General features: G+C 70.6%; 20 protein-coding genes. 8 read left to right on the plus strand and 12 right to left on the minus strand.

Annotated features, from left to right (window positions below; genetic code table 11):
• Positions 1 to 12: 12 nt before the first annotated feature.
• Positions 13 to 723: a Crp/Fnr family transcriptional regulator gene (locus JL100_RS15430; RefSeq protein ID WP_202681495.1), complete on the plus strand. Its 711-nt coding sequence runs from the start codon at positions 13 to 15 to the stop codon at positions 721 to 723.
• A gap of 19 nt (positions 724 to 742) precedes the next feature.
• Here the strand turns inward: JL100_RS15430 and JL100_RS15435 are convergent, their stop codons facing one another.
• The 4 genes from JL100_RS15435 to JL100_RS15450 form a co-directional block, all read right to left on the minus strand.
• On the minus strand, positions 743 to 1,075 hold the full coding sequence (locus JL100_RS15435; protein WP_202681485.1) for a metal-sulfur cluster assembly factor: 333 nt from the start codon (positions 1,073 to 1,075) through the stop codon (positions 743 to 745).
• Positions 1,072 to 2,361, minus strand: a complete 1,290-nt coding sequence (locus tag JL100_RS15440) for a hypothetical protein (protein ID WP_202681483.1) — start codon at positions 2,359 to 2,361, stop codon at positions 1,072 to 1,074. The genes JL100_RS15435 and JL100_RS15440 overlap by 4 nt, the downstream gene beginning before the upstream one ends.
• A 29-nt stretch (positions 2,362 to 2,390) precedes the next feature.
• Complete coding sequence (locus JL100_RS15445; protein ID WP_202681481.1) at positions 2,391 to 3,227, minus strand: DUF2249 domain-containing protein; 837 nt, start codon at positions 3,225 to 3,227, stop codon at positions 2,391 to 2,393.
• A gap of 107 nt (positions 3,228 to 3,334) precedes the next feature.
• Complete coding sequence (locus tag JL100_RS15450; RefSeq protein WP_202681480.1) at positions 3,335 to 3,967, minus strand: NnrU family protein; 633 nt, start codon at positions 3,965 to 3,967, stop codon at positions 3,335 to 3,337.
• 143 nt (positions 3,968 to 4,110) lie between these two features.
• Here JL100_RS15450 and JL100_RS15455 point away from each other — a divergent pair, with 143 nt between their 5' ends.
• The gene (locus tag JL100_RS15455) at positions 4,111 to 4,377 is read left to right on the plus strand and encodes a hypothetical protein (protein WP_202681479.1); all 267 of its coding nucleotides are present in this window, start codon (positions 4,111 to 4,113) and stop codon (positions 4,375 to 4,377) included.
• A gap of 3 nt (positions 4,378 to 4,380) precedes the next feature.
• Positions 4,381 to 4,917, plus strand: a complete 537-nt coding sequence (gene mog, locus JL100_RS15460; RefSeq protein ID WP_202681478.1) for a molybdopterin adenylyltransferase — start codon at positions 4,381 to 4,383, stop codon at positions 4,915 to 4,917.
• Positions 4,918 to 4,974: 57 nt separating this feature from the next.
• On the opposite strand, the gene JL100_RS15465 is transcribed toward mog, so the two are convergent.
• From JL100_RS15465 to JL100_RS15480, 4 genes are read right to left on the minus strand one after another with little or no spacing between them, the layout of a single operon-like run.
• Positions 4,975 to 6,912, minus strand: a complete 1,938-nt coding sequence (locus JL100_RS15465; RefSeq protein WP_202681477.1) for a nitric oxide reductase activation protein NorD — start codon at positions 6,910 to 6,912, stop codon at positions 4,975 to 4,977.
• A 7-nt stretch (positions 6,913 to 6,919) separates the two neighbouring features.
• Entirely contained in the window at positions 6,920 to 7,738 is an 819-nt protein-coding gene (locus tag JL100_RS15470) for a CbbQ/NirQ/NorQ/GpvN family protein (protein WP_202681476.1), read from the minus strand.
• Between the two features lie 28 nt (positions 7,739 to 7,766).
• On the minus strand, positions 7,767 to 9,116 hold the full coding sequence (locus JL100_RS15475) for a cbb3-type cytochrome c oxidase subunit I (protein WP_202681475.1): 1,350 nt from the start codon (positions 9,114 to 9,116) through the stop codon (positions 7,767 to 7,769).
• A 14-nt stretch (positions 9,117 to 9,130) separates the two neighbouring features.
• Positions 9,131 to 9,583: a c-type cytochrome gene (locus tag JL100_RS15480; RefSeq protein WP_202681474.1), complete on the minus strand. Its 453-nt coding sequence runs from the start codon at positions 9,581 to 9,583 to the stop codon at positions 9,131 to 9,133.
• 95 nt (positions 9,584 to 9,678) lie between these two features.
• Between JL100_RS15480 and JL100_RS36545 the strand changes: the two genes are divergently transcribed.
• Positions 9,679 to 9,813, plus strand: a complete 135-nt coding sequence (locus JL100_RS36545; RefSeq protein ID WP_267133585.1) for a hypothetical protein — start codon at positions 9,679 to 9,681, stop codon at positions 9,811 to 9,813.
• 83 nt (positions 9,814 to 9,896) lie between these two features.
• Here the strand turns inward: JL100_RS36545 and JL100_RS15485 are convergent, their stop codons facing one another.
• Positions 9,897 to 11,468, minus strand: coding sequence for a sigma 54-interacting transcriptional regulator (locus JL100_RS15485; protein ID WP_202681473.1), 1,572 nt, complete (start codon positions 11,466 to 11,468; stop codon positions 9,897 to 9,899).
• Positions 11,469 to 11,701: 233 nt separating this feature from the next.
• On the opposite strand from JL100_RS15485, the gene alr reads away from it, so the two are divergent.
• The 4 genes from alr to mgrA all read left to right on the plus strand — a co-directional run bounded on the left by alr (position 11,702) and on the right by mgrA (position 16,026).
• Positions 11,702 to 12,811, plus strand: a complete 1,110-nt coding sequence (gene alr, locus JL100_RS15490) for an alanine racemase (RefSeq protein ID WP_202681470.1) — start codon at positions 11,702 to 11,704, stop codon at positions 12,809 to 12,811.
• Between the two features lie 35 nt (positions 12,812 to 12,846).
• Positions 12,847 to 14,145 (plus strand): D-amino acid dehydrogenase, encoded by a 1,299-nt coding sequence (locus tag JL100_RS15495; RefSeq protein ID WP_202681468.1) that lies wholly within the window; start codon positions 12,847 to 12,849, stop codon positions 14,143 to 14,145.
• 21 nt (positions 14,146 to 14,166) lie between these two features.
• A complete protein-coding gene (locus JL100_RS15500) occupies positions 14,167 to 14,922 on the plus strand; it encodes a class I SAM-dependent methyltransferase (protein ID WP_202681466.1) in 756 nt (251 codons plus the stop codon).
• Positions 14,923 to 15,000: 78 nt separating this feature from the next.
• A complete protein-coding gene (gene mgrA, locus JL100_RS15505; RefSeq protein WP_202681464.1) occupies positions 15,001 to 16,026 on the plus strand; it encodes an L-glyceraldehyde 3-phosphate reductase in 1,026 nt (341 codons plus the stop codon).
• 57 nt (positions 16,027 to 16,083) lie between these two features.
• Here the strand turns inward: mgrA and JL100_RS15510 are convergent, their stop codons facing one another.
• The 3 genes from JL100_RS15510 to JL100_RS15520 all read right to left on the minus strand — a co-directional run bounded on the left by JL100_RS15510 (position 16,084) and on the right by JL100_RS15520 (position 19,604).
• A complete protein-coding gene (locus JL100_RS15510; protein ID WP_202681462.1) occupies positions 16,084 to 17,055 on the minus strand; it encodes an ABC transporter permease in 972 nt (323 codons plus the stop codon).
• A gap of 75 nt (positions 17,056 to 17,130) precedes the next feature.
• Entirely contained in the window at positions 17,131 to 18,642 is a 1,512-nt protein-coding gene (locus tag JL100_RS15515) for a sugar ABC transporter ATP-binding protein (RefSeq protein ID WP_202681459.1), read from the minus strand.
• A complete protein-coding gene (locus JL100_RS15520; RefSeq protein ID WP_202681458.1) occupies positions 18,642 to 19,604 on the minus strand; it encodes an ABC transporter substrate-binding protein in 963 nt (320 codons plus the stop codon). Before JL100_RS15520 ends, JL100_RS15515 begins: the two co-directional genes overlap by 1 nt.
• Positions 19,605 to 19,714 lie beyond the last annotated feature (110 nt).

The raw sequence follows: 19,714 nt of genomic DNA on the forward strand, positions 1-19,714 counted from the left end.
CACGCGACCGCTATGCCCGCCCAACTCGCCGACCTGTCGCCCCGCGACTCCGCGCTGCTGCGCAACCTTCCGCTGTTCCAGCAGCTCGCCGAGCCGGTGCTGGCGTCCCTGCTGGCGACCGCCACGGTGCGGACGGTGGAGCGGGGAACCGACCTGTTCGTCCAGGGCGATCCGGCCGACCGGTTCTACATCGTCCTGGAAGGCTGGGTGAAGCTGTACCGGATCAACCGCGACGGGGCGGAGGCCGTGGTCACCATGGTGAACGCGGGCGAGAGCTTCGCCGAGGCGGCCATGTTCGCCCAGGGCAACTTCCCCGTCTGCGCCCAGGCCGTCACCGACGTGCGCGCGCTGTCGATCACGTCCCAGGCCTTCGCCCGCTGCGTCCAGGCGGACGTTCGGACCGCCTTCGCGATGCTCGGGTCGCTGTCGATGCGGCTGCGCACGCTGGTCCAGCAGATCGAGCAACTCCAGGTCCAGTCCGCCCCGCAGCGGGTCGGCGGCTTCCTGCTGAAGCTGTGCCCGGCGGGCGCCGGCAACGCCTCCTTCATGCTGCCGCTCGAAAAATCGCTGGTCGCCCGCCGGCTCGGCATCCAGCCGGAAACCTTCTCCCGCGCGCTCGCCAAGCTGCGGCCGATCGGCGTGGAGGTGCAGGGCGCCGTGGTGTCGGTTTCCGACATCGACGCCCTGCGGGAGTTCTGCCAGGAAGACCCGGCGGAGGCGTGACGGCGCCCGGCCCGCTCGGTCAGCCCGTCCCGGCCAATCGGCGCCGGCCCTCCTCGGTTATCCGGTCGGGAGTCCAGGGCGGCTCGAAGGTCAGCTCGATCCGCGCCGGGCGGCCGGGCGCCGCGACGGCGGCCAGGGCCTCCTGCGCCTGCTCCACGATCAGGCCACCCATGGGACAGCTCGGATGGGTCAAGCTGAGCAGGACCAGCAGGCCGTCCGCCGTGTCCTCGACCCCGTAGACGAGGCCCATTTCGACGACGCTGAGATCGGTTTCGGGATCGAACACCCTATCCAATGCCATCCATGCCTTGCCCACCGGGGTATCGGCGGGGATCCGGGTATCCGCGGTCATGAACTGGTCCCTCCGGAACTGTTTTTCGCAATCGGGGCGGCGGCCCGGGCGCGCGGCAGGTCGCCGATGCGCAGGTAGAGGTCGATCGCGTAGATGATGAAGGCGCCCGCCCCCGCCGCCCCGGCAAGCGCCCCCGTCCGGATCGCCCCTTCAAGGTCGAGCACGATGCCCGCCCCGACGCCCGCGAGAGCCGCGCCGTGGCAGGCCGCCTGGACATACAGGATCGGACCGGCGCCGAGTTCCGACACCTTGGGGATGCGCCGGCCGGCGCGGGCGGCATGGATCGCGGCCAGGAACGGCAGGATGCGCTGGAGCATGCCGAGCACGAGGCTCAGCAGCCACCCGCCCACCAGCGTCAGCGCGAAGAGCGCCGGTCCCCAGGCGGGCAGCTGGCCGAGCGCCAGCAGCAGCCCCAGGACAAGGCTGGCGGGAAGCATGACCCAGGACAGCCGGATCAGCAGGAACGACGACCCGAGATCGCGCCGCGTCCGCTTGCGCATCAGGCCGGCCATGCCGTGGACATGCAGGCTGGCCGCACCCAAGCCGACGGCTGCGGCGGCGGCGAAGGACCCGGCGCCGGCCAGCAGCAGCCCCGCGACGGCGAGGCCGAGGACGAGGTTGACCCGGCTTTCGGGCTGCGGCCCGACCAGGGCGAACATGGGCACCAGCACCTGGACGAAGCCGGCGGCCAGCAGTCCCAGGAAGCCGTAGCAGGCGACCGCCAGATGGATCGCCGCGACGGTCCGGTGATCGTCCAGGTAGCCGTGGGCGAAGTCGCCGAGCAGGGCCAGGCCCAGCACCGCCAGCGCCGCGACGCAGGCCAGCGCCGCCCAGAGGTGGCGCACGACCGGCCGGACCTGCGGCTTGGAGCGATCGGCGTGCCGCAGGGCCATGCCGACCACGACGGCGAACACCGCCAGCGCCAGGGCGACGGCGCTTCCGCCGATCCCCAGCAACAGGAGGTCGCCCGTCGCCATGCCCCAGCCCAGCGCCGCGACCCCCGGCAGCAGCAGCCAACTCGCCAGCCGGCACGGCCAGACGGCGGGCAGGTCCGCCTGGATCGCCACCGGCAGCAGCTGGAACCCGGCGCCCATCGCGGCGGCGGTCAGCACGCCGAGCGTCATCAGGTGAAGGCCCGCGACGTCCAGGCCAAGCCCGCCGCTGGCGCCGGCGATCACCGGCGCGGCGGCGGCGAGCGCGGTCCACCCGACGAGGTGGAACAGAAGCGCCGCCGCCAGGAAGCGGAACGGGATCGAGGCCGGAAGCAGCCGCGAGCCCGGAGCCATTCCCCCCGATGTGATTCCCCTCGGGGCGATCACGACTCCTCCCGCGCCAGCGTGACCCGGACCTCGCCCTCCAGGTGCTCGACCGACAGGCAGGACCAGCCGCGCTCGGCCAGCATGGGGAAGAGGAAGACCGGTTCGCGGTCGTGATGCAGGACGAGTCGCTCGGCGGTGCCCGCGTCGATCAGGTCGAGCACCCGCGTCATGGGCTCCGGCGGCTGGAGACCGCGCACGTCCAGATGGGTGCCGTCCGCCGCCTGCCACGGCTCCGGCCCCCGGCGCGGCTGCGGCACCGGCGGCTGCGCCTCGTCTTCGAGACCGGCCGGTTCCTCGCGGCGCCAGCAGATGCGCCAGTGCCCCGCGCCCAGCTGCCGGCCGAGCGAGGTGAAGCCCTTGCCGGCCAGCACCCGGCGCAGCGGGGCCGGGTCGAAAGGCGCGTCCACCACCATGAAGCCCCCGGGCGGTACCCGTGCCGCGGTGGACATGACGTGCGCGAAGGGATCCTGGCCGGACGCCAGCAGCGGCCGCACGTCCAGGTGCGGCGCGGACTGGCGCTCGGCCTGCTCGAACCAGTCGCCATCAGGCGCGCCGGCCGCGGGGCCGGCGTGACCGGAAGCGTCGGGACGGCCGATCCCGGCTGCGGACAGCCGGCCCTGAAGCACGGCGCACAGGATGTCGAACGGCACCTCCGCGATGCGGGCCGCCTCGCCCAGCCGGATCTGGCCGGCCATGGCGTTCCTGTGCTCCGGCTCCAGCAGCACGGCGAAGACCGGGTTGAGCCTGGCCAGCCGGCCTATCGCCTCGCCGTCCCCGGCGATCACGTCGGCCAGCAGCATGTCGGTGGTAAGGGGGAAGGACGTCACGCTCATCGTCAACTCCGGGTGATCTCGCCGCCATCATGCCGCATCGGTCCCGGCATCCCTTGACAGCGGTCAAGCGCCCGGCGTTTTCATCGGCCGCGGGCGTCCGCCCCATGTCAAAGGTACGCCAGCGGGTCGGGACCGATCACCACGGGGTGAAGCAGCAGCAGCGCCGCCCAGAGGACGATGGCCAGGAGCGGCCGTGCCCAGCCGATCTCGCCCCACTCCAGCCTCTCGCGCCCCAGCAGGATGCCGGCGAAGGGCAGGATGCCGGCCCGGCGCCGCGCGGGGCCGGCGGCATGCCAGTTCCTGGCCAGAGAGAACAGGGCGATGGCGGCCATTCCGGCGAAGACGACCACCTGCCGCGCCTCCCCCAGCGACGCCAGGTGAAGCAGCGTCCAGAGCAGGACCCCCAGGCTGCCGGGAACCGCGGTGATCCGGTAGATGCCGGCGGGGTCCGCAGTCCGGGCCGGCGTCGTCAGCCTGCCGACCAGCAGGAAAAGCGCGACCGGCATCGCCACGACCGTGAAGACCCTCGCCTCAGCCGGCGGAACGTAAAGCCACGCGCCCATGTCGGCGGCGGCGTAGCTCCGGACCAGGAGCGCGAGCGTGGCCAGGGAAACGGCCGAGTAGGCCGTGAGAAACGCCGTGCGGCCCAGCGCCGCGACCAGGGACGAGCGGACCCCCGGCAGGCCGGGGACCACATGGCTGCCGATCAGGAGCAGCGTGGAAAGGATCAGGAGTTCCATTGCGAGTTTTCCCGGTGACGGACCCGATCCCCGATATTTACCGGCGCCGGCGTGCGAAGCGCATGACCGAAATCAAGTAACGCGCGCTTGTCCCGTGGTCGAGTGACCGGCGTATCGACCGATCCAATGGGAAACAACGCTCCATGACCTCACGTACCGACACCACCCGGCTGGTCAGCATCGACCGCAAGGGCCGGGCGACCATCGCCCACGTCGATGCCGTTCCCGGCCCGTCCGCGGACGGGACCGCCGTCTTCGAGATCGTCAACTGCCCGCCGGCGGCCGGTGACGCCGATGTGGCCGCCCTCGCCCAGGGACTCATTTCTCCGCTCGGGATCTATTCGATCGATTACGCACAGCTCGCCGCCCGCCGGGGCGGCGCGTGCTGCGGCGGATGCTGCGGCGGCTGAACCATGACAGCATTCCCCATCCCCATCGGCATCCTCACCGTGTCGGACCGTGCCAGTCGGGGCGTCTACGAGGATCTGGGCGGCCCCGCGATCGAGCGGGAGCTGGCGCGCCTGCTGGTCACGCCCTGGCGCGCGGTCCGGCGCCTCGTCCCCGACGAGCGGCCGGAGATCGAGGGCCGGCTCGTCGAGCTTTGCGATACCGAGGGCTGCTCCCTGGTGGTCACCACCGGGGGCACCGGCCCCGCCCTGCGCGACGTGACCCCTGAGGCGACGGAGGCGGTCTGCCAGCGGATGATGCCCGGCTTCGGGGAGCTGATGCGCTCCGTCAGCCTGCGGGTCGTTCCGACCGCGATCCTGTCGCGGCAGACCGCCGGCATCCGGGGCCGAAGCCTGATCGTGAACCTGCCGGGCAAGCCCTCGGCCATCGCCGATTGCCTGGAAGCGGTCTTTCCCGCCGTTCCCTACTGCATCGACCTGATCGGCGGCCACCGGCTTGAGACCGATCCGGCGGTCTGCAAGGCCTTCCGGCCGAAAGCCTGACCGCCGCGTGCCGGGGAGCGTTTCCCGCTTGGGCGGCAAACGCTCCCCGGCAAGGCGTCAGCCGCAGGAGATCTGGCGGTAGATCGCGGGGAGCGCGGACGGCAGCCGGGCCACGTGGGGAAAGATCGCGAAGGAGCCCTGGCCGAACAGGTAGGGGAAATAGTCCCGCGCCTGCTCGTCCACGGTCACCCCGAACACCTTCAGCCCGGCGCGGCGCGCCTCGCGGATCGCCATGCGGGTGTCCTCGATCGCGTAGCGGCCCTCGTAATGGTCCATGTCGTTGGGCTTGCCGTCCGAGAGCAGCAGGAGCAGCCGGTGATGGTGCGGACGTTCGGCCAGCCGTTTCGCCACGTGGCGCACGGCGGCGCCGATCCTTGTGTAGTGGCCGGGCTTCAGCGCGCCGATGCGCCGGTCCACCAGGTCGCCCATCGGTTCGTCGAAGTCCTTGACCGTGCGGACATGCACCTGCTCGCGCCGGCGCGACGTGAAGGTGAAGATGCCGTGCTCGTCCTGGCACGCGGCCAGTCCGTGGCTGAGCGCCAGCAAAGCCTCCTTCTCCACGTCCAGCACGCGGTGCCCGTCGATCCAGCCGTCGGTGGACAGCGACACGTCCACCAGCACCGCGACAGAAAGGTCGCGCGCCACCGGCCGTACCGCGGTGTAGAGCCGGTCGCTGCCGGGACCGCCCGCCCGACGGTCGGCGACCGACCGGACCAGGGACGACAGGTCCAGCTCGTCGCCGTCGGGCTGGGCGGAGAGGCGCTGGCGGCGGGGCCGCAGGGCCTCGAACTGGCGGCGCACCAGACGAATGCGGCGGCGCGCCGCGGCGTCGGGCCGCCACGTCTCCGGCGCGTCCGGGTCCCCCGCCGGGGCCGGCCCGGCGATCACCCGGCAATGGCCGGGCAGCAGCACGCCGCGGACATGGTCCCATTCCGGATAGGTCAGGCCGGAGTCCAGGGACGACGGATCGACCGCTTCCGCCGCCAGGTCGAGTTCCATGCGCAGCCTGGTCGCGGCGCGCCGGTCGTGCTCGCCGACGCTCAGCTCGTCCAGGTCGTCTGCCGCCTTGCAGGCACCGTCCTCGTCGTCGTCCTCGACCGCGCGGTTGATGTTCACCATCTCGGACAGGCCGATGATCTTCTCGAACCGGTTGAGCATCAGCGGATCGTTGCGCCGGGTCTGGTCGTTGTCGCGCCGGGCGGCGCGCCGGCGCTTGCCGTCGGCAGGCGACGCCGGATCGCCGCCTTCGCCGTCCTGCCGGGCGGCGCGCGGCGTCGCGGCCCGGGGAGGCACCGCCTCGCCCCAGAGCGGAACGGGCAGGAAGCGCCGGTAGCCGCGCCCGGCCTTCCACTCCTCCAGCGGTACCGTCGGGTCGAGGATGCGGGCGATCGCGTAGCACCCGCCCTGCCCGGCCGCCGGCCCGCCCAGCAGTGCCGTCACGGCGGCTTCGATCGCCGCTTCCGGCGGCGGCAACCTACGCACCGGGCGGGCATCCAGCATGGCCCGGCACAGCCGCCCGTGCAGCTTCCCCAGGCCGGGCCAGGCGGCGAGCGCGAACGAGGTCGTGGCGGCCGCGACGCGCAGCCGGGCGACATCGGCCTGCAGGGGATCCTCCGGGACGTGCACCGGCTCGGCGCAGGCGAACCAGGCGACCAGCCATTCGTACAGCGCCTCGTTGTCGGCGCGGTCGGGGAAGCAGTCGATCCGGGCCGGCAGTTCCAGGGTCGCTCCGTCGAACCGGGCCATGTCCACCTTCTCCGTGCCCAGGCCGATCCGCTGGAGCAGGCCGAGCCGATGGCCGGAGGCGGCAGGCCCGCAGGCCGCCAGGCGGACGCCGCCAGCGCCGCCCAGCGCCCGGAACATCACGCCCAGGCCGGTCCGGATCCCGTCCAGCTCGACGGCGGCATCGGCATGGCGGCGGTAGCTGCCGGAGCCGCCGACCAGCCGGTGCCATGCCTGGCCGACCGTTTCTTCCGGTTCGAAGAGAGAAACCATGGCGCCCTCAGCCGAGCGTGATGTCGACGACCCGCAGCAGCGCCCTGCGGATATCGGGATCGTCGGTCAGCGGCTCGATCAGCGCCGCCAGGACCGCGCGCTCCAGGCGCATGCCCGACGATATCAGGGTGGCGCAGTAGACCAGCAGGCGGGTCGAGACGCCCTCCTCCAGGTCCTGCCCCTTGAGCTCGCGCAGCGCCCCGGCGAGGCGGACCAGAGGCCGGCAGCGCTCGACCGCCAGGCCGCTCTCCCGCGACACGATCTCCGCCTCGCGCTCCGGCGGGGGGAAGTCGAACTCCACCGCGAGGAAACGCTGCCGGGTGCTCGGCTTCAGGCTCTTCAGGATGTTCTGGTAGCCCGGATTGTACGAGACCACCAGCATGAAGCCGGGCGGCGCCTGGAGGGTCTCGCCGGTGCGCTCCAGCGGCAGGACGCGGCGGTCGTCGGTCAGGGGATGCAGCACCACGGTGACGTCCTTGCGCGCCTCGACCACCTCGTCCAGGTAGCAGATGGCGCCCTCGCGGACGGCCCGGGTCAGCGGGCCATCGACCCACACCGTGTCGCCGCCCTTCAGCAGGTAGCGGCCCGTCAGGTCGGCGGCGGTCAGGTCGTCGTGGCACGAGACGGTGTGGAGCGGGCGGCCCAGGCGGGCCGCCATGTGGGCCACGAACCGCGTCTTGCCGCACCCGGTCGGCCCTTTGAGGAGAAGGGGCAGGTTGTGGGCGTAGGCATGGGCGAAAAGCTCGCACTCGTCGCCGGTGGCCTCGTAGTACGGGATGTCGGCCGCGATGTCGGCCGTGATGTCGGCGGGCAGGCTGTCGGGCATGGTCGCAACTCCTGGGACGGCCTCGGGGTCATTCGGCGGGTTGCAGGGAGCGCGGCCGTCCGGCCGGGCTCTCCCGGCGGACCGGGCCGAACATCGAGTAGACGAACATCAGCGCCGCGATCAGCACCACCACGCCGGAGCCGAGACGCATCCAGTAGAACAGGGCGAGCTGGTCCTGGACCTCCATGTAGCCCATGCCGAGCACGCGCTGCAGATGGACCTGCACGACGCCGGCGAAGGTCAGCGAGAAGGTCATGAACGCCATGGCCGAGGTCATCAGCCAGAAGCTCCACACGTTGAGCACCTGGTGATAGGGCTGGCGGTTGCGCAGGTACGGCATGGCGTAGGACATGATCGCCAGGTTCAGCATCACGTAGGCGCCGAAGAAGGCGAGATGGCCGTGGGCCGCGGTCACCTGGGTGCCGTGGGTGTAGTAGTTGATCGGCGCCAGGGTGTGCAGGAAACCCCAGACGCCGGCGCCGAAGAACGCCATGACGGCGCAGCCCAGCGCCCACAGCAGCGCCGCCCGGTTCGGGTGGTCGCGCCCGCCCTTCCACACCATGGCGAAGGCGAACACGACCATGGCGAAGAAGGGCGCCACCTCCAGCGTCGAGAACAGGCTGCCGATCCACTGCCAGTAGCCCGGCGTGCCGATCCAGTAATAGTGGTGGCCGGTGCCCAGCAGGCCGCTGAACAGCGCCAGGCCGACGATGGCGTAGAGCCACTTCTCGACCACCTCGCGGTCGACGCCGGTCAGCTTGATCATCATGAAGGCCAGGACCGAGGCCATCACCAGTTCCCACACGCCCTCCACCCAGAGATGGACGATGTACCACCAGTACATCTTGTCCAGCGCCAGGTTGCTGGGATTGTAGAAGGCGAACAGGAAGAAGACCGCGATGCCCCACAGGCCCAGCATCAGCACGTTGGTGACGGCGGTGCGCCGGCCCCTGAGCACGGTCATGGACAGGTTGAACAGGTAGATCAGGGCGACCACGACGATGGCCATCTTGATCCACAGCGGCTGTTCCAGGAACTCCCGCCCCTCGTGGATGCCGAACAGGTAGCTGCCCACCGCGGCCAGCGCGCCGAACATGAACAGGCCGAACTGGACATAGGCCAGCGTCGGGCTGAACAGCTCCGTCTCGGCCTCCTCCGGCACCAGGTAGTAGCCGGCACCGAAGAAGCCCATCAGCAGCCAGACGATCAGCGCGTTGGTATGGATCATGCGGATGATGTTGAAGGGCAGCAGCTCCGACAGGGTATTGGGCAGGACATAGACCAGCCCGCCCAGCGTCCCGACCAGGACCTGCACGACGAAGAGAAGCAGGGCGCCGGCGAAATAGACGTGGGCGACCTTCTGGGATTGGTATCTCATGGCGGGAGCTCTCCTCAGCCTGCCTTGTTGGGCGGCCAGCCCTGGGTATCGATCGTGCCGGTCCAGCGCAGGAAGTCGGCGAGATCCCGGATCTCCTGGTCGGTCAGGTGGAACTGCGGCATCTGGCGCCGGCCCTCGATGCCGGTCGGCTGGGCCTCCATCCAGGCCTTCAGGGTGTCGAAGGCGGCCTCCGGGTCGCCCTGGACCTCCCAGCGATGCATGACGTTGCCCAGCTCGGGCGCGAAGTAGGCGCCCTCGCCCAGGATGGTGTGGCAGTTGATGCAGGAGTTCTTCTCCCACACCGCCTTGCCGCGGGCGACGCCGTCGGTCAGCGTTTCGGCGTCGGTCCCGGTTTCGAGGATGTAGCCGTGGCTCATCGCCGTCAGTCCGACGAAGACCAGGAAAAAGAAGGCCGAGCCGCCGTAGAAGATGTTGCGTGCCGCGGCCTTGGTCAGGCGCTCGCTCATGGCTTGCCGCGTCCGACGTGTGTCATGGGAAGTCTCCTCGGGTTTGCCGCCGCGTTCCGGAACCCGCCCCGGGATGCTATCCGGGAGCCGTCGGGATGCTGGCGGCCAATGGCCTGGGGACAAACTTGACTGCGCCGGTCGGAGATTCCTTGACCGCGGTCAAGCGGCGCGCATTTGCCGGGCAAGTCGTGCCGGAGGTGCCGTTCCTGGAAAAGCCAGGGCTTTCATGACCAAGCAGGGATCACCCAAAAAGACCACCCCCTGGAGCCCGCGAGCACCGACCACGCTGGCCGCTTCACCCCTAACCCCCGCCTCAGCTCCCCCGCCCCTGCGGAATTCCGTATTTCCGCAGCTTGTTCGCCACCATCGTGTGCGACGTCTTCAGCCGCGCCGCCAGCTTGCGGCTGGAGGGGAAGCGCGGGAACAGGCGGTCCAGAAGCGCGCGCTCGAACTCGGCGACCGCCTCCTCCCAGCTCCCGGCGTCCTCTTCGCCGGCACCATCGCCGCCCCGCCCCGGCTCCGCCGCCATGCGCGAGGTGGCGATCTCCAGGTCGGGCGCGTCCAGCCAGGGGCCGTCGGTCATGGTCACCGCCCGGAAGATCACGCTTTCCAGCTGCCGCACGTTGCCGCGCCACGGGTTCGCCAGCAGCGCGGCGGCGGCGCCCGCGGTCAGCCGGCAGGGCCGGCGCTGGACCTGGGCGCAGGCGCGCAGGATGAAGTGGCGGGCCAGCAGCAGGATGTCGTCGCCGCGCTCCCGCAGCGGCGGGACCTGAAGCGCCAGCACGTTCAGGCGGTAATACAGGTCCTCGCGGAAGCCGCCCTCCGCCACCATCTGGTCCAGCTTGCGATGGGTGGCGCTGATGATCCGCACGTCCACCTTCATCTCGTGGTCGCCGCCGACCCGGCGGAAGCTGCCGTCGTTCAGGAACCGCAGCAGCTTGGCCTGGAGATAGGGCGACAGCTCGCCGACCTCGTCGAGGAAAACGGTGCCCTGGTGCGCCAGCTCCAGCAACCCCGGCTTGCCGCCGCGCTGCGCCCCCGTGAAGGAACCCGGCGCATAGCCGAACAGCTCGCTTTCGGCCAGGTTCTCCGGCAAGGCCGCGCAGTTCAGCGCCAGGAAGGTCCTGCCCATCCTGCTGCTGGCCCGGTGGCAGGCATGGGCGATCAGCTCCTTGCCGGTCCCCGTCTCGCCCAGGATCAGCAGCGGCGCCTCGACCGCGGCCAATCGGGCGGCCCGGGCCTTCAGCCCCGTCATGGCGGGGGAATCGCCCAGGATCGCGTCGAAGCCGCCCTCGTCGAAGTTACGCAGCGCCTGGAGCCGCTCGCCGATCCGGCTCGGCGCGTGCAGCGTCAGCACGCCGCCGGCCACCCGGGACGGCTGGTCGGCGATCGGCCGGACATCGACCTGGAACGGCTGCCCGCACAGCATCACCTCCCGCGCCGGCACCTGGAACCCGTTGGCGACCATCTCGCGCTGGAAATCCCCGTCGCCGGTCAGCTCCGCGATCCCCTTGCCGGACAAGCCCCCGCCGGACAGGGCCGCCTCGCCCACGATGTCGTCGGCGGCGGCGTTGGCCAGGATCACCGTCCCCTCGGCATCGACCGCCAGCACCGGGTCCGGCATCGCCGCCAGCACCGCCGCCAGATGCAGGCGGCGGCGCATGCCCGGCAGCATGTCCACCGGGGCCACGCCCTCGACGCCCGCGACCTCCAGCAGCGCCTGCCGCAGCCCGTCCAGCGCCTCGCCGGCCAGCTCGGGCGCGTCGATGAAGATGTCGGGCGGATCGACCTCCACCGCGACGACGTTCAGCCGCCGGGCGGCGAGGACTGCCAGGACCTCGTGGGCGATGCCGACGCGGTCGGTGAAGCTGATGGCGATGCGCACGCCGGGACACTCCGTACAAGATCGCTTACAGTGTAACGAATCCGATACGGACTTCCCATACCCTTGCATCCCAGGGAAAATCGCGCCGGAATCCCGCCCCATGCCGCCCGCCGTAAACATCCGCGTACAGCCCGGCACCCGCCGGAACCGCCCGCCCCGCCGGCCATCGGCATTTTCCCGCTTGGCACGGCGATTGCTGAATACATCTCTACCGAAACCGGAGAAGGCTCCCCATGCTGGACACCCGTGAAGCAAGCGCAGGCGCCGTGCTGACCGTCGATCTCGACGCGATCCGCGCGAACTACCGTCTGCTCCGCGACCGGCTGGGCGGCACCGCCTGCGCCGGCGTCGTCAAGGCCGACGCCTACGGGCTGGGAGCCTCCCGGGTGGCGCCGGCCCTGGCCGCCGAGGGGTGCCGGCATTTCTTCGTCGCCCATCTGGACGAGGCGATAGCGCTTCGGCCCCACCTTCCCGACGATGCCGACCTGTTCGTTTTGCACGGCGTGATGCCGGGGGTGGAGGCCGACTGCATCGCCCACCGCATCATCCCCGTGCTCAACAGCCTGCCCCAGATCGACGCCTGGACCGGCCTGTCCCGGTCCCTCGGCCGCCGGCTGCCGGCGATCCTCCAGGTCGATACCGGCATGTCGCGCCTGGGCCTGTCGGCGCGGGAGATGGACCTGCTGGCCGGCGACCCGGCCCGGCTCGACGGCATCGAGATGCGCTTCGTGATGAGCCATCTCGCCTGCGCGGAGCAGCAGTCCCACGGGATGAACGCCGAACAACTCGCCCGCTTCCGCGAGGCCCGCGCCCGGCTGCCGGCGGCGCCGGGCTGCTTCGCCAATTCCTCCGGCATCTTCCTCGGCCCCGACTACCATTTCGACCTGGCCCGGCCGGGTGCCGCGCTCTACGGCGTCGCCCCGATCGCGGGGGCGCCCAACCCGATGCGGGGCGTGGTCCGCCTCCAGGGGCGGGTGATCCAGGTGCGCGACATCGAGGCCGGCGCCCGCGTCGGCTACGGCGGAAGCTGGACCGCGCCCGGCCCCGCCCGCATCGCGACCGTCTCCGTCGGCTATGCCGACGGCTATCTGCGCAGCCTGGGCAACCGGGGTGCGGCGTGGCGCGGCGGCGTCCGCCTGCCGGTCGTCGGCGTCGTCTCCATGGATACCGTCACGCTCGACGTCTCCGCCCTCGGCGGCCTCCCGCCCGATCCCGGCAGCATGGTCGACCTGATCGGGGAGCACAACCCGGTGGACGCCGTGGCCGAGGCCGCCGGCACCATCGGCTACGAGATCCTGACCAGCCTCGGCGGCCGGTATTTCCGCCACTATCTCGGCGGCTGAGACCGCCCCTTCCCCTCACCCAAGGAGACCGTCTCGTGAAGGTACTGGTTCTCGGCAGCGGCGTCATCGGCGTCACCTCGGCCTACTTCCTCGCCAAGGCCGGCCACGAGGTCACCGTGGTGGACCGCCAGCCCGGGGCGGGGCTGGAGACCAGCTACGGCAACGCGGGCGAGGTCTCCCCCGGCTACTCCTCCCCCTGGGCGGCGCCGGGCCTGCCGTTCAAGGCGGTCAAGTGGCTGTTCATGAAGAACAGGCCGTTGGTGATCTGGCCGAAGCCGGACCCGGCGCAGTGGATGTGGGGCCTGTCCCTGCTGCGCAACTGCACGGCGGAGCGGTACGAGACCAACAAGGCCCGGATGGTCCGCATCGCCGAGTACAGCCGCGACACGCTCCGCGACCTGCGCGCCGAGGCCGGCATCCGGTACGACGAGCGCAGCAAGGGCACGCTCCAGCTCTTCCGCAAGCAGGAACAGCTCGACGCCACCGGCGCCGATATCGCAATCCTGAAGCGCTTCGGCGTGCCGTTCGAGCTGCTCGACCGCGACGGCTGCATCGCGGCGGAGCCGGCGCTGGCCCAGGTGCGCGAGAAGTTCGCCGGCGGCCTGCGCCTGACCGGGGACGAGACCGGCGACTGCTTCAAGTTCACCCAGGCGCTGGCCGAGCGCGCCCGGGACCTGGGCGTCACCTTCAAGTACGGCGTCGGCATCCGGCGCCTGACCGGCGACGGCCGCCGGATCACCGGCGCGGTGACCGACCAGGGCGAGCTGACGGCCGACCGCTACGTGGTGGCTCTGGGCAGCTATTCGCCGCTGCTGCTGAAGCCGCTCGGCATCCGCATCCCGGTCTACCCGGTCAAGGGCTACTCGCTGACCGTGCCGATCACCGACCCGGCCGGCGCGCCGGAATCGACCGTGATGGACGAGACCTACAAGGTCGCCGTCACCCGCCTCGGCGACCGCATCCGAGTCGGCGGCACGGCCGAGCTGGCCGGCTACGACCTCACCCTCCGCCCGTCGCGCCGGGGGCCGCTGGACCATGTGGTAACCGACCTGTTCCCCCGCGGCGGCGACGTGTCGCGGGCCGAGTACTGGACCGGCCTCCGCCCCATGACTCCCGATGGCCCGCCGATCATCGGCCCGACTCCCCTCGCCAACCTGTACCTCAACACCGGCCACGGCACCCTGGGCTGGACCATGGCCGCCGGCTCCGGCCGCGTGCTGGCCGACATGGTCTCCGGCCGCGCCGCCGACATCGACCTGGAAGGCCTGACGATCGGGCGTTACGGTGTCGGAACCGGCGGCGATCCCGCCCCCGCCAGAGGGGCGCACGCCTGACATATCCTTAGAGGAGGGCGCATGGGCGGTTTCAAGGATCTCTTCTCCGGTCATGCCGCCCTCTACGCGGACTGCCGCCCAAGTTACCCGCCCGCCCTGGCCCAGGCGCTGGCTTCCGCCGCCCCGGCGCGCCGGCTGGCCCTCGACAGCGGCTGCGGGTCCGGTCAGCTCTCGGTCCTGCTCGGCGCCGAGTTCGACCGGGTCGAGGCGACCGACGCCAGCGCGGAGCAGATCGCGCAGGCCACGCCCCATCCCCGCGTCGCCTACCGGGTGGCGAGGGCGGAGGCGAGCGGCCTGCCGGACGGGAGCTGCGACCTCGCCGTCGCGGCCCAGGCCGCCCACTGGTTCGACCTGCCCGCCTATTGGGAGGAGGTGCGCCGGGTGCTCAGGCCCGGCGGGCTCGCAGCATTGGTCGGCTACGGGCTGCTGCGGATCGACCCCGCCCTGGACGCCGCGGTGGACGAGTTCTATGGCGACGGCCCCGGCGGCATCGGCCGCTTCTGGCCGCCCGAGCGGAAGCTGGTGGACACCGGCTACCGCGACCTCGACTTCCCCTTCCGCGAAGCGCCGCCGCCTCGGATCGACATGACCGCGCAGTGGGACCGGCCGAAATTCATCGGCTATATCGGCACCTGGTCGGCGCTCAAGGCGGCGGAGAAGCAGGGCCTCGACCCCCTGCCCGGCTTCGCCGAGGCGGTCGCCCGGCTGTGGCCCGACGCCGGCGAGGTCCGGCAGGTCCGCTGGCCGCTGCTGCTGCGCATCGGCTATTCCGCCTGAGCATGGGCGGCAACAGGCGGGCGGTGCGCCGCGTTAAGCCTCTTTCCCGACAGCGTTTCGACAGGAAGAGAGCTTTCCATGCCCTATGATGCCGCCGCCGACCGTTACGGACGGCTCTCCTACCGCCGGTGTGGCCGCAGCGGGCTCGACCTGCCGGCGATCTCGCTCGGCCTGTGGCAGAATTTCGGGGGCAAGGACGTCTTCGAGACCGGCCGCGCCGTGCTGCGCCGGGCCTTCGACCGGGGCGTCACCCATTTCGACCTGGCCAACAACTACGGCCCGCCGCCCGGCTCCGCCGAGGAGAATTTCGGCCGCTGGATGGCGTCCGACTTCCGCCCCTACCGCGACGAGCTGGTGATCTCGACCAAGGCCGGCTACGACATGTGGCCCGGCCCCTACGGCAATTTCGGCTCCCGCAAGTACCTGACCGCCAGCCTGGACCAGAGCCTGAAGCGCATGGGCCTGGACTATGTCGACATCTTCTACTCGCACCGGGTGGACCCGAACACCCCGCTGGAGGAGACCATGGGCGCGCTGGCCCAGGCGGTGCGCCAGGGTAAGGCGCTCTATGTCGGCATCTCCTCCTACTCGCCGGAGATGACGCGCAAGGCGACCGACATCCTGAAGTCCATGGGCACCCCCTGCCTGATCCACCAGCCCTCCTACTCCATGCTGAACCGCTGGATCGAGGACGGGCTGCTCGACACGCTGGAGGAACTGGGTATCGGCTGCATCGCCTTCTCGGCGCTGGCCCAGGGCATGCTGACCTCCAAGTACCTGGACGGCATCCCGGACGGCTCCCGCGCCACCCGCGGCGGCTCCCTCAAGGAGGGCTTCCTGTCGGAGGACAATATCCAGCGCATCCGCCAGCTCAACGAGATCGCCCGGCGGCGTGGCCAGTCGCTGGCCCAGATGTCCCTGCTCTGGGTGCTGCGCGATCCCCGCGTCACCTCGGCCCTGATCGGCGCCCGCACCGTCGAGCAGCTCGACGACAGCCTGGACGCCCTCAACGGCTCGCCCCTGACGCCCGAGGAGCTGGCCGAGATCGACCGCTTCGCCACGGACGGCGGCATCGACCTCTGGCGCGCCTCCTCGTCGCGCTGATCCCAGGAGGGGCGGCGAGACGCCGCCCAAGGTGCGCGGGACGCGCACCCTCCTCGCTCACCGCTTCTTGCGCCGGCGCAGCTGGTCGAAGAAGACGATCGCGATGATCAGGAAGCCGGTGATGATCCGCTGCCAGAACGGGTTCACGTTCAGCAGGTTGGCGCCGTTGTTGATGGTCGTCAGCAGCATCGAGCCGAGCAGCGGCCCGGTGATGCTGCCGACCGCGCCGAACAGGCTGGTCCCGCCGATCACCGACGACGCGATCGACTGGAGCTCCCAGCCCTCGCCGGTGGTCGCGACGCCGATCGCGATCCGGCTGGCGGTCAACACACCGGCCAGGCAGGCCAGCGTCGCAGACAGGATGTAGGCCAGGTAGATGGTCCTGGCGATGTGGACGCCGCTCAGCCGGGCGGCCTCCGCGTTGCTCCCGACCGCGTAGATGTAGCGGCCCCAGCGGCTGTGGTGCAGCAGGATGTAACTGGGTATCGCGATCAGGATCACCACCCAGAACAGCGACGGGATGCCCAGCAGCTCCAGCCGGGAGAAGCCGGTGAATGCCGGGGGGAAGCCGCTGATGGTGGCGCCGTTGGTCATCAGCAGCCCGATGCCCCGGAACGCCGTCAGCGTCGCCAGCGTCATGATGAAGGGCGGCAGCCCCAGCTTCAGGATGCCGAAGGCGTGGAAACCGCCGATCACCGGCCCCAGCAGCAGCGTCAGCGTGACCGCCAGCCAGATCGGCACGTCGGCCTTCAGCAGCAACGCCACCACCGTGCTCGACAGCCCGACCACCGCGCCGACCGACAGGTCGATCCCGCCGGTGATGATCACGAAGGTCTGCCCGATCGCGATGATCGCCCACAGCGACGCCTGGCGCAGCAGGTTGACGATGTTGTTGGTGGTCATGAAGCTGTCGGTCGTGACGCTCAGCGCCAGCCACATCAGCAGCAGCAGGCCCAGCAGAGTCAGGTTCAGCAGGAAGCCGAAGCGGAGCCCCCGCCGGGGCTTGGTCGCGATTGCCATGTCAGCCATGGTTGTCAGCCATTGTGGGCGGATCCCTTGAATAGGTTCTTCTGCTTCCTCAGGTCCCGGCCTCAGGTCCCGCCCTCAGGTCCCTATCGCCTCGGCGAGGATGGATTCATGGTCGGTACCGCGATGGCCGAAGCTGGCCGTCAGCCGCCCCTTGCGGAAGACGTGCAGGGTGTCGGCCAGGTCGTGAACCTCCGGCAGGTAGGAGGAGATCAGGATGATCCCGGCGCCGTTCCTCAGCAGCGCCGCCATCAGCTTGTAGATCTCCGCCTTGGTGCCGACATCGACGCCCACGGTCGGCTCGTCGAAGATGAAGAGGTCTGCGCCGTGGTTCAGCCATTTGCCGATCACGATCTTCTGCTGGTTGCCGCCCGACAGGGTCAGGGCGTCGACGCTGCGCGACGCGGCGACGATCCGCAGGTCCCTCATCTGCTTCTCCGCCCGGGCGCGCTCCTCGCCCGGCTGGATGAAGCCGGCGACGCTGATCCGGTGGAACACCGGCAGGTTCAGGTTGAAGCCCACCGGCAGGTTCAGGCACAGCCCCTGGTCGCGGCGGCTTTCCGGCAGCAGCACGATGCCGTTGCCGATCGCGTCGGCCTCCCGCCGGAAATCGACCGCCTGGCCCCTCAGCCGCACATCGCCCGCCGTCTTGCGGGTCCGGCCGAACAGGCACTGCACGAACTCGCTCCGCCCCGCCCCGATCAGGCCGTACAGCCCGACGATCTCGCCGCGCCGCACCGTCAGGGACACGTCCTGGAAGCCCGGGCCGCTCAGGCCGCGCACCTCCAGCAGGGTCTCGCCGAGGGGGATCGCCTCCTTGTGGTGGACCTCGTCCAGCGGCCGGTTCACCATCTCCCGGATCAGGTCGCGCTCGTTGGTCTCGGCCACCACATGCGTCCCGATCAGCTGCCCGTCGCGCAGCACCGAGACGCGGTCGGCGATCTGGAAGATCTCCTCCATCCGGTGGCTGATATAGATGATCGTGACGCCTTCGGCGTGCAGCCGGCGGATCAGGGCGAAGAGCTGGTCGGTCTCCGCTCGGGTCAGGTAGCCGGTCGGCTCGTCGAACACCAGGAAGCGGGTGCCCCGGCTGGCCGCCCGCGCGGTCGCCACCAGCTGCTGCTGCCCGATGGTCAGGTCGCTCAGCATGGCGTCGGCCGGCAGGTGGAAGCCCAGCCCGTCCAGGATCTCCTGCGCGCGGCGGTTCATCTCCCGCTTGCGCAGCAGGCCGAACCGGGTGGCCTCGTCGCCCAGGAAGATGTTGGCCGCGACCGTCAGGTGCGGGCACAGCACCACCTCCTGGTGGACCGCGTTGATGCCCAGCGCCAGCGCGTCCTGCGGGCCGGCGAACTCGACCTCCCGCCCCTGCCACAGGATGCTGCCGGAGGTCTTGGGATAGACCCCCGTCAGCAGCTTGATCAGCGTCGATTTGCCGGCCCCGTTCTCGCCGACGATCGCGTGGACCTCGCCGGGCAGGAACCCGAGGCTGACCGCCTTCAGCGCATGGGTCCCGGCGAACCGCTTGTCGAGCCTGCGGAGCTCCAGCGTCGGGACGGCCGCCGCGCCCGCGGCAGCCGGCGCCGCCGTCATCACTTGACCTTCGGGTTCAGCAGCTCCTGCGACCGGGGGTCGTTCATGTTGGCCTTGGTGATCACGTTGACGCCGGTGTCCACTTCGGCCGGCACTGCCTCGCCCTTGGAAGCGGCCAGGGCGGTCTTCACCCCGTCATAGCCCATGCGGTACGGGTCCTGGACCACCAGGGCCGCGATCACGCCCTCCTTCAGGAAGCTGACCAGCCGCTCGTCGTTGTCGAAGCCGACCAGCTTGATCTTTTCGCCCAGGTTGTTCTCCGCGATGGCCTGCCCCGCGCCCTGCGCCATGATCAGGTTGCTGGCGAAGACGCCCCGCAGGTTGGGATTGGCGGTGATCAGGTCGGTCATGATGTTCAGGCCGGTGGTCGGCTGCCCGTCGGCGACCCGGTCGGCGGTCAGCTTGAGCTTGGGATACTTGGCGGCCAGCTGCTCCTTGAAGCCCTTGGCCCGCTGGTCGAGCGAGCCGACGCCCGGCAGCGACGTGATCAGCGCCACCTCGCCCTCGGCGGCGCCGTACTGCTGGGTGATTGCCGCCGCCAGCGCGTCGGCCGCCGCGCGCCCGCCCTGGACGTTGTCCGTGGTCAGGAAGGAGGTGAAGGCCTTGCTGTCCGCGGCACTGTCGATGCCGATGATCTTGACCTGCTGCGCCGCCTCGGTGATCGCCGGACCCAGGGCCGCGAATTGGGTGGGGGAGATCACGACGGCCGCCGGGTTGCTGGACACGGCGTTCTCCAGGATGCCGATCTGGCCGTTGATGTCGGCCTCGGACTGGGCGCCCAGCTCCTGGACGTTGACGCCCAGGTCCATGCCGGCCTGCCGGGCGCCGGCCAGCACGATCTGCCAGTAGAAGGACGTGGTGTCCTTGACGATGATCGGGATCGTCGGCTTCTGAGCCTGCGCAGGGGTGTGCGAGAAGGCGAGCGCCAGCGCGAGGCCGGTGGCGGCCAGGAACTTCCTCATGTGCTTCCTCCCAGTGGATGCCGGCCCTTTGTGGGCCTTTTCGGATACCGTTCGTGCGGACCGTTCTATTTTGTTAGACAACCAATCAAACCACCGCTCCCGCCGCCCCG

It is taken from the genome of Skermanella mucosa, assembly GCF_016765655.2.
GTDB lineage: Bacteria > Pseudomonadota > Alphaproteobacteria > Azospirillales > Azospirillaceae > Skermanella > Skermanella mucosa.

Coding starts and splice junctions, on each gene's coding strand:
- JL100_RS15430 (WP_202681495.1), top strand. CDS start 13: ATGCCCGCCCAACTCGCCGACCTGTCGCCCCGCGACTCCGCGCTGCTG.
- JL100_RS15435 (WP_202681485.1), bottom strand. CDS start 1,075: ATGACCGCGGATACCCGGATCCCCGCCGATACCCCGGTGGGCAAGGCA.
- JL100_RS15440 (WP_202681483.1), bottom strand. CDS start 2,361: ATGGCTCCGGGCTCGCGGCTGCTTCCGGCCTCGATCCCGTTCCGCTTC.
- JL100_RS15445 (WP_202681481.1), bottom strand. CDS start 3,227: ATGAGCGTGACGTCCTTCCCCCTTACCACCGACATGCTGCTGGCCGAC.
- JL100_RS15450 (WP_202681480.1), bottom strand. CDS start 3,967: ATGGAACTCCTGATCCTTTCCACGCTGCTCCTGATCGGCAGCCATGTG.
- JL100_RS15455 (WP_202681479.1), top strand. CDS start 4,111: ATGACCTCACGTACCGACACCACCCGGCTGGTCAGCATCGACCGCAAG.
- mog (WP_202681478.1), top strand. CDS start 4,381: ATGACAGCATTCCCCATCCCCATCGGCATCCTCACCGTGTCGGACCGT.
- JL100_RS15465 (WP_202681477.1), bottom strand. CDS start 6,912: ATGGTTTCTCTCTTCGAACCGGAAGAAACGGTCGGCCAGGCATGGCAC.
- JL100_RS15470 (WP_202681476.1), bottom strand. CDS start 7,738: ATGCCCGACAGCCTGCCCGCCGACATCACGGCCGACATCGCGGCCGAC.
- JL100_RS15475 (WP_202681475.1), bottom strand. CDS start 9,116: ATGAGATACCAATCCCAGAAGGTCGCCCACGTCTATTTCGCCGGCGCC.
- JL100_RS15480 (WP_202681474.1), bottom strand. CDS start 9,583: ATGAGCGAGCGCCTGACCAAGGCCGCGGCACGCAACATCTTCTACGGC.
- JL100_RS36545 (WP_267133585.1), top strand. CDS start 9,679: ATGCTGGCGGCCAATGGCCTGGGGACAAACTTGACTGCGCCGGTCGGA.
- alr (WP_202681470.1), top strand. CDS start 11,702: ATGCTGGACACCCGTGAAGCAAGCGCAGGCGCCGTGCTGACCGTCGAT.
- JL100_RS15500 (WP_202681466.1), top strand. CDS start 14,167: ATGGGCGGTTTCAAGGATCTCTTCTCCGGTCATGCCGCCCTCTACGCG.
- mgrA (WP_202681464.1), top strand. CDS start 15,001: ATGCCCTATGATGCCGCCGCCGACCGTTACGGACGGCTCTCCTACCGC.
- JL100_RS15510 (WP_202681462.1), bottom strand. CDS start 17,055: ATGGCTGACATGGCAATCGCGACCAAGCCCCGGCGGGGGCTCCGCTTC.
- JL100_RS15515 (WP_202681459.1), bottom strand. CDS start 18,642: ATGACGGCGGCGCCGGCTGCCGCGGGCGCGGCGGCCGTCCCGACGCTG.
- JL100_RS15520 (WP_202681458.1), bottom strand. CDS start 19,604: ATGAGGAAGTTCCTGGCCGCCACCGGCCTCGCGCTGGCGCTCGCCTTC.